General features: G+C 51.6%; 4 protein-coding genes. All 4 read right to left on the bottom strand.

Annotated elements, in window-relative coordinates; translation table 11 throughout:
* Positions 1–319, bottom strand: a 319-nt coding sequence (locus GX117_01280; protein ID NLO31976.1) for a Gfo/Idh/MocA family oxidoreductase, incomplete at its 3' end; no start/stop codon positions are given.
* A 1-nt stretch (position 320) separates the two neighbouring features.
* On the bottom strand, positions 321–986 hold the full coding sequence (locus GX117_01275; protein ID NLO31975.1) for a ThuA domain-containing protein: 666 nt from the start codon (positions 984–986) through the stop codon (positions 321–323).
* Positions 987–1,244: 258 nt separating this feature from the next.
* Positions 1,245–4,352: an efflux RND transporter permease subunit gene (locus tag GX117_01270; protein ID NLO31974.1), complete on the bottom strand. Its 3,108-nt coding sequence runs from the start codon at positions 4,350–4,352 to the stop codon at positions 1,245–1,247.
* Positions 4,353–4,355: 3 nt separating this feature from the next.
* Positions 4,356–5,406 (bottom strand): efflux RND transporter periplasmic adaptor subunit (locus tag GX117_01265; GenBank protein NLO31973.1); only part of this gene is annotated, 1,051 nt, incomplete at its 5' end.

Below are 5,406 nucleotides of genomic sequence, written 5' to 3'. Positions count from 1 at the left end.
GCGCTATACCTTCAGCACGGGTCAAGGTCAGCGGCTTCTCATTATAGATATGTTTCCCGTGATCCAGCGCGTCTAGAGCGACGGCAGCATGTGCTTTCGGCACCGTCAGGTTCAACACAATATCGATTGCATCGTTTTCGAGAAGGGCGCGCGGACTTGCTGCCATTGGGATTCCGTGCTGCTTTGCCTTGTCCCGTGCCGCTTCGGGCAAGAGATCGGCGCATAGGGTAATGTCAATATCGTGGAAGCGTTTCCCGCCCTCAAAATAGAGGTCGGATATGTTACCGCATCCAATCACACCAACACGAAGGGCGTCCATTTTATTCTTCCTTCAACGCGGATCTGCGTGCTGCCCACAGCATGCCGCGCTTCATAATGTCAAAACATTGCGGAACGTCAAAGTCGGCGGCAACGTGTCCCAATGCGGAATAGAACACACGGCCCGCGCCATAAGGTCGTTTCCAGACGACCGGCATCACACAGCCTTGGATCCACGGATAGACATCGCCCGTCAACACTGTGTGTGCGAGCACCTCGTTGGAAGGATCCACGTGCATATAATAACACTCTGAACGCATCTGAAAATCACGTATACCTTCCATGACCGGGTCTTGAGGACGGTCAATGTGAACGGTATAGGGGATGATGCCGCCCGGATGTTCGACAAATTGACCGCCTACCATAAATTGAAAGGCTGTGTTGGTTCGGAAGGCGTCCCCCATGCCGCCATGCCATCCGGCGATTCCGGTGCCTCGGGCGACAGCATTGAGCAGCGCTCTTTCCTCTTCTTCGGAAAGCACGCCCATGGTCCAACAGGGTACAATCAGATCGTAGGTAAGTAACGCCTCTTCGTCTGCAAAGACACTGAGCCGTTCTGATAGGGTAACTTCAAATTCCTGTTCCTTAAGGAAGGGGACAAAACGGGCGGTGCATTGGGCAGGCTCATGGCCTTCCCAACCGCCCCATACCATCAACACTTTTTTCATGATACACTCCGCGGGAATTCCAACTTGGTTGCGAATAATAAGGTCCGTAGATCAAGGTAATTTTCCGTAGTATACGCCACTGAGCCGAGAGCAGCAAAAAGCATTTGCGCCACACTGTGCTGCGCACTATTGTCATGGGTATCCGCCCGTGCCGGTCAAAGAAGAGCGCCCCGACACACCGGAATCTTTTGAGATACCGTTGAAGTGCCGGGGCTCTTTTCAGTCTATCAGCAACGAAGATCCAAGACAGTGCAACCCTTAGGACGCGGGGTCTGTCTGGCTTGGTCCTTTATTATTCTTTTTCGGTTTGCGCGTGAAAAAATCATAAAGGATGGGCAACACGTAGAGCGTCAATATACCTGAAATCAGAATACCCGCGGCGGAAGCAAGGCCGATATCATTACGCATTTCCGCGCCGATTCCACGACCGAAGGCCATGGGCAGCATACCGAGTACAGCGGCAAGGGTAATCATTAACACAGGCCGCAGCTCTTCCTGGGCAGCCTTAACCATGGCATGATGGCGAGCCATCCCCTGCGCTACATTGGCGTTAAAATCGTCCATAATAAGGATGGCGTTATTGACCACAATACCGATGAGCATGACAATGCCCATGAGTGTGAAAATACTCATGCCGTAGCCGCCCCATGCCAAGCCATAGAGCACACCTATAAGCCCCAGCGGCAAGGTAACCAAAATGAGGACGGGCTGTTTAAAGGACTCAAGCAATGCCGCCAACATCAATACGACGAGGATTGCAGCGATCATGGCCGCTTCAAAGAGCGCCACGATCCCTTCCGACATGACCTCATAGACACCACCAAAACGGTGGGAGTAACCGGGCGGCAAGGCGCCATGATTTTCAAAGGCTTCCGTTAATTGTTCGGCAGCCGTGCCTAAGGGCAATTGGGGCGACAGGTTCGCGTAGAACTTTGAAATACGTTGTTTGTCTTTTCGGGTAACTTGCACCGGGGCGAGGGTCTCTTCAATGGAACCGATATTACTCAGCATCATGGGCCGGCCGGGCGCGGCAGGAAAAAGGAAATCGCGCACCTGATCTTTGCCCTCTTTTTCAGAGAATTTCACCACGATGTCATAGTTCCGTGCATCGCGCTTAAAGGTGCCCGCCGTGATGCCTTCCAGATTCCCGCGCAGCGCCATGCCAAGCATGGCCGGGGCAAAACCGAGATCAGCAAGGACGGCACGATCGGGGCGTATGCGCAGTTCTGGCTTCCCTTGACGTGTCGTCGTGTCTAGATCGTAAAATCCGGGCATGGATGAGGAGATGTCCTCAGCAACCAAGGAGAGCCGATCGAGCTCGGCCAATTCGGGTCCGCTAATTTCGAATTCCACGTCAGAGCCTTGACCGCCCGTGAAACTGGTCACCACAATCGTGGAAATAACGCCGGGGTAGTGCTGTAGCTTTTCCCGGGTCATGTCTAATATATCCTGCAGGCTTTCACTGCGTTCTGTACGTTCATTGAAGCGCAAGAGTATCTGTGCTAAATGAACGCCTTCGGAGCTTTGCCCCACCATACCTTGCACCTTTCCGATAGTGGTCAACATATGGCGTAGATGCGGCAAGGCTTGCAACTCTTCTTCTATGACCAACACATTTTCGGTGGTTTTTGCAAGGTCAAAACTGGTTGGGAATTCAAGTTTAACCGACATTTCACCGCGGTCCGCCTCTTCACCCATGCCGAAGCCAAGGGTCCCGCCCACTTTCAAGCTGTGCGCGAAGAGCAGACACACCAAAATAATAAATACAAAAGCGAGGGAGCGAAACCGTGCAAAAAGACGGAGCTGCCCGCCATAGATGCGAACCAACAGATCAAAGGCGCGGTCCCAGCCCCGACTGAAGAGGGCGGCAGGAGACCATTTGCTTCTCTTTTTCGCAGGCTTTAAGAGCACGGAAGCAAGCATGGGCGTGAGCGTAAAGGACATGAACAAGGAAACGGCCGTCACAATAACCATGGTCATGGCAAAGGGTGCAACGAACAAGCCGACCATGCCCGGCATGACAGCAATGGGAAACAAAACCACAATGTTGGTGCCTGCACTCGCCAATACAGGAATAAAGGATTCACCGGCACCTACTTGTGCCGCATCCTTGGGGGAAAGCCCCTCATCGAGACGTTTGACGATACCCTCCAACACAACGATGGAGTTGGTTACGAGAATACCCACAGACATACCGATAGAAATCAACGTAGACACGTTAATCGTGTATCCTGCCATGCTCATGAAAAAGAAGCCCACAATAATGGTGAGCGGCATGGTAACGATAATGATGGTAATGGTTCGTATATTGTGCAGGAAGAGAAGCAGGATCAGTCCGGTTAATAAGACCCCTTGCGCTACATTTTTCCACGCATCATTGACCATGGCACGGGTAAAGGTACCGTCATCGGTAACCCAGATCAGTTCCATGCCTCCGGGCATTTGAGCATCCAAGACTGCCAGGGCATCTTTAACGTTGTCAATTACTTTAACAGCGTTTGCTTCTGCACGCTTGATAACACGAATCGCAATGGCTTGACGCCCGTCGACATGGGCAATCTGACGCTGCTCTTCGGTTTTCATTTTCACTTCCGCCACGTCCTTAATATAGGTACGCTGACCTTTTTCTCCTTTGACTTCAATATCGCCAATCAAGGCAAGGTCTTTAAAATCGGCGTCAAACTTAACCGAATATTCGGTACCGTGGGAACGGATACGGCCGGAGGGAATGATGCGCATGCCCTCTTGAATGGCCTGAACCAAATCGAGAGAGGTGAGTCCGCGGGCGGCGAGTTTTTCGCGGTCAGCCTGCACATGGACTTCGCGTTTGGCGCCGCCTTCAATCTCCACGCTGGCGACACCCGGTAAAATGGATAGCTTGTCGCGCAGATCATTATCGGCATAATCAAAAAGTTCATCTACGGGTCTGTCGCCTGTCAACGCCAGTGTCAACACCGCTTTGGCGTTGATGTCGAATTTCACGACTTTGGGATCTTCTACGCCATGGGGGAAATCGTTGCGGATAAGGTCAAGTTTCTCGCGTACGTCGGTGGCGGCGATATCTTGATCCACGTCCAAATCGAATTCCAAGAGGGTCTGACACACGTTTTCAATGCACATGGAGGTTACGTGTTTCAGCCCGGAAATGGTGGACACTTCATCTTCAATGGGTTTAGCGATATCACTCTCAATTTCTTCGGGCGTGGCTCCGGGATAAATAGTCACGATGGTGATATAGGGCAGGTCGACCTTGGGCATAACCTCAAGCCCCATCTTTCGATAACTATTAAAGCCGAGAATCGCCAGCGCGATAAAAAGACAGGTAATCGCAACAGGGCGGCGTACAGCGAAATTGGATAATGACATGGATTATTCCCCTCCAATCATTTCAATTTGTACACCATGGTTCACCAAATTGTAGCCCTTTACAATGATTTGGTCTCCCGCTTTAAGTTCACTTTGGGAGATGTCGATCCAGCCGGAGGTAGACAGGCCCGGCTGCACTTCCACCGCCCGCGCTTTGCCGGCATCAGCCACAAAAACAAAGCTTTTGTTGTCGCGGATCTGGATGACCTCCTGAGGCACGCCGATGGCGGTGTAGCTATGCAGTACCGTTTCAATTTGCGCCATAGCCCCCGGAGCAACCCCTTCCGGCGGCGATTCGACCAAGCATTTCACTTCAAAGGTGCGTAATTGATCTTGAATCTCCGGGCTTTTGTAGTAGACCGGAAATTCACCCAAATCAATGGCGCCTACGGTAACATGCAACTTACTGACGTTGGTCACGACGCGGGGATAATATTCACTGGGCAAAAAGGCGGACACTTCAAGAACGCGGGGATCAGCGACACGCACGATCGGCGTGCCTGCGCCGCAAAACTCCCCCTCTTTCTTCGCACGGAAACTCACATAACCGTCGATGGGACTGTAGATGAGCGAATCATCTAATCTACGCTTAGCAATGGCAAGGGCGGCGATCGCTTTTTTCTCTTGTTCTTCATATAATCTAACAGCAGTAGTGGCGCGTTTTAACTGGGCTTGTGCTACTTTATAGCCTGCCTCCACTTGTTCCATGGCATCAAGGGTAATCGCCTTGTCTTCCATAAGCCTTGTGAAGCGCTCATAGTCTAGCTTCATCTTATCGAATTGTGCTTGCGCCGCCTCTTTTTGCGCTTCGCCGTCAACACGGGCATACTGGGCAACCGCTGTATCCTGCTGCGACATTTCATAAGCCTGCGTCAAAATCTCTTTATCGATTTGGAATAAAGCGGTCTTATTCGCTTCCACCGCTTCGCCATCTTCTACAAACATAGCAGTTAAAACACCATCGACCCGCGGCGCAACCATGGCGTAATTTTTAGGCACCAACGTACCTTGTACATAGACAGATTCCCTAAAAGCATGTTCTTCAATAGTGGAT

The sequence above is a fragment of the Candidatus Hydrogenedentota bacterium genome (assembly GCA_012523015.1).
In the GTDB taxonomy this organism is placed as follows: Bacteria; Hydrogenedentota; Hydrogenedentia; order Hydrogenedentales; family CAITNO01; genus JAAYBJ01.
Note: the sequence above shows the minus strand (reverse complement) of the source record. Positions and strands in the feature narration are given on the sequence as shown.